Annotated in this window: 3 protein-coding genes; 1 reads left to right on the forward strand and 2 read right to left on the reverse strand. The window is 62.6% G+C overall.

What is annotated here, in order from left to right; translation table 11 throughout:
• Positions 1–210: 210 nt before the first annotated feature.
• On the reverse strand, positions 211–768 hold the full coding sequence (locus PLL20_22145) for a cupin domain-containing protein (GenBank protein ID HPD32701.1): 558 nt from the start codon (positions 766–768) through the stop codon (positions 211–213).
• A gap of 127 nt (positions 769–895) precedes the next feature.
• Positions 896–1,879 carry an aldo/keto reductase gene (locus tag PLL20_22150; protein ID HPD32702.1) on the reverse strand — a complete coding sequence of 328 codons (984 nt, stop codon included), beginning with the start codon at positions 1,877–1,879 and terminating at the stop codon, positions 896–898.
• 577 nt (positions 1,880–2,456) lie between these two features.
• Between PLL20_22150 and PLL20_22155 the strand changes: the two genes are divergently transcribed.
• Positions 2,457–2,628: glycosidase (locus PLL20_22155; protein ID HPD32703.1), on the forward strand; the 172-nt coding region annotated here is incomplete at its 3' end.

The following is a 2,628-nucleotide window of genomic DNA, read 5'->3' on the forward strand; positions in this document are numbered from 1 at the left end:
CGGCAGGTGAAACCTGCGGGTTGCCGCGCAAGCCGGCCCGCGTTGCGGGCCGCGTCACGTCAAGGGTGAGACCCCGGGTATAGGTGTGGGTAGTCGCGTTCGAAGCAGAAAACGGGGCGGGTTTGCTTCCTGGCGATCCGGAACCTGACGGCAAACTGAGACGGACTTGCGAAACGCCCAGGGGCTGCTCGGATGTGCCGGGGGGACCGATCATCGCTCCTCCGCGTCAAAATGAGGTGGGGCGCCCGGTAGTGGTTCTGACTTGTTCATCCCGTGGGATCGCAGGGCGGCGATCACCTCAGTTGTGATCCGAGCGACCAGTTCGTCGTGCGACAGATCGGCCAGTTGCCGGGGTCGCACGGCGATGTAGCCGTCCTCGCCCGGTTCGGGAGGAGCGGCTCCCATGCATTCCGTGTAATCGGTGACCAACCGTTCCACGTCAAGCACGCTATAGACCCAGAGGATGGTCAGGTGTTGCGTTCTGGAGGCGTTGACAAAGCGATGAGGGATGCCTTGGGGCACGTGGGTGCTGTCGTACACTTTCAGGGGCGTGCGTTGCCCGGCGACATCCACGAACGCGTCGCCCTCCAGGATTACGATGACCTCCTCGCAATTGTGCCGATGGCACGGCAGGTACCGACCGGGATCGAAGGTGGCCGTCCCGACGCTCAGGACGCCGGTGCCCGTCGCCCTGGTCTGCATGTCACGAAACACGACGCCACGGTCCAGTTCATAGGGCTTGCATTGGTGGTAGAAGGTTATGCCCATACCCTGCTTCCTTCAGAAGAATGAGCCTCGACGGGGATTATACCTCATCGGGTTCGCCCATGCACAGGGTACTTCGTTTACGCGTTTCTTGTGGTTCCCGGAGGGTTCGTGGCGAGACCGGCGCGATTTACGCCAGGATCGAATCGATCTCCGCCAGTTCCTCGGCTGAGAACTTGGCGTTTTTGAGGGCGGCGACGTTTTCCTCGATTTGCTCCGGGCGGCTGGCGCCGATCAGGACGGACACCACTTCGGGGCGGCGCAGAAGCCAGACGAGGGCCATCTGGGCAAGGGTCTGGCCACGGCGGCGAGCGAGGTCGTTGAGCCTGGCGATCTTGCCGATGTCATCGCGTTGTTCCAGCCGTTTAGCGCAGATGTCGCTGCTTTGGGCCAGCCTTGAATCGGCGGGTTTGTTCTGCCTCAGGTACTTGTCGGTGAGTGCGCCCTGGGCGAGGGGGCAGAAGGCGATCAGTCCCATGCCGCATTCGGCGCAGGCCCGCAGCACTCCGCGTTCGACCGCGCGGTCGAGCATGTTATAGAGGCTCTGAGAGATGATCGGTCGAGCGGTGTGGTAGGCGACGGCATGGGCGTTTTTGGCGCGGATGTCGTCGGGGCCGTGGTTGCTGAGGCCGACATAGAAGGCCTTGCCGGAGCGGACGGCCTGGTCGAGGGCGTCCATCACTTCATCGGTCGGGGTATTGGGGTCCGGCCGATGGGCATAGAAGAGATCGACGTAATCGGTTTGCAGGCGTTTGAGCGACTGGTCCAGGCTGGTCAGGAGGTACTTGCGCGAGAGCCACTCGCCATAGGGCCCCGGCCACATGTCATAGCCCGCCTTGGTCGAGATCAGCAGCTCGTGGCGCGGCATCTCCTTGATGATCTTTCCGCAGACGATCTCCGCGTTGCCGTTGGGCTCGCCGTAGTTGTTGGCGAAGTCGAGATGCGTGATTCCGAGATCAAAGGCCCGGAAGATGCACTTCTTCGAGACTTCGTCGGAGACATAGCCGCCGTAGGTTTGCCAGGCTCCCAGTGACACAGCGGGGAACTTCACGCCCCAGCGTCCGCAGCGGTTGTAGATCATCGAGTCGTAGCGGTTTTCATTGAACGCGGTCACGGTGAACCTCCGTTGTTACGGCAGTCTGCCCCGTCGCCCTTCGCCGGGCTCAGGGCCCGAGTCGGTCGAGGGCTTGCGTTCCGGGTTGCGAGCAGGATTGTCCGTTCCAAGCGGGATACCTGTCAACCCGGCGGCTCGCAGATTTCAGCACCCCGAGCGAGAGCGAGTGGACGCAGGTCGTGGAAACGCCGCGAGGCCTGTCCCCTCGCCGACCAACTTTGTACTCGATAAACCGGACTTTGCTGGCATAAGCCATCCATGACAACAGATATGAGCACACGAAGCGGTTTCTCACAACCGGCCCTGCAAGGGCCGGCCCGTCCGCCTGCTTTCGGCGGGTAAGCCCCGTCGAACGGAGCTGAACGTGAAGGGCCCCGTCTGCAATGCGACCCGCTCGATACGGAAAACTGTGATGCCCGACGCTCCGAAAGCACGTCGAGGCTGTCGTACAGACGCCCGCGGCCATATACTGATCGTGCGGAATTCGGCGGCGGCGGAACGACCACGGCCATGCGTGCCGTGCGACCACAGTGAAGATGCCGCCCGACGAGCGAGCGATGTTTCAGGAGACGCAAACGTGCCGATGATTCGTTTTGACGACAACCCGCTGATCACTCCGGCCGACGTGAAGCCCTCGCGGCCCGATTTTGAGGTGGTGTGCGTGTTCAATGCGGGGGTGATTCGTCTCGGGGGAGAGATTCTGCTGTTGTTACGCGTGGCGGAGCGACCCCGGCCGCAGCCCGGCGAGT

This window comes from Phycisphaerae bacterium (genome assembly GCA_035384605.1).
GTDB lineage: Bacteria > Planctomycetota > Phycisphaerae > UBA1845 > PWPN01 > JAUCQB01.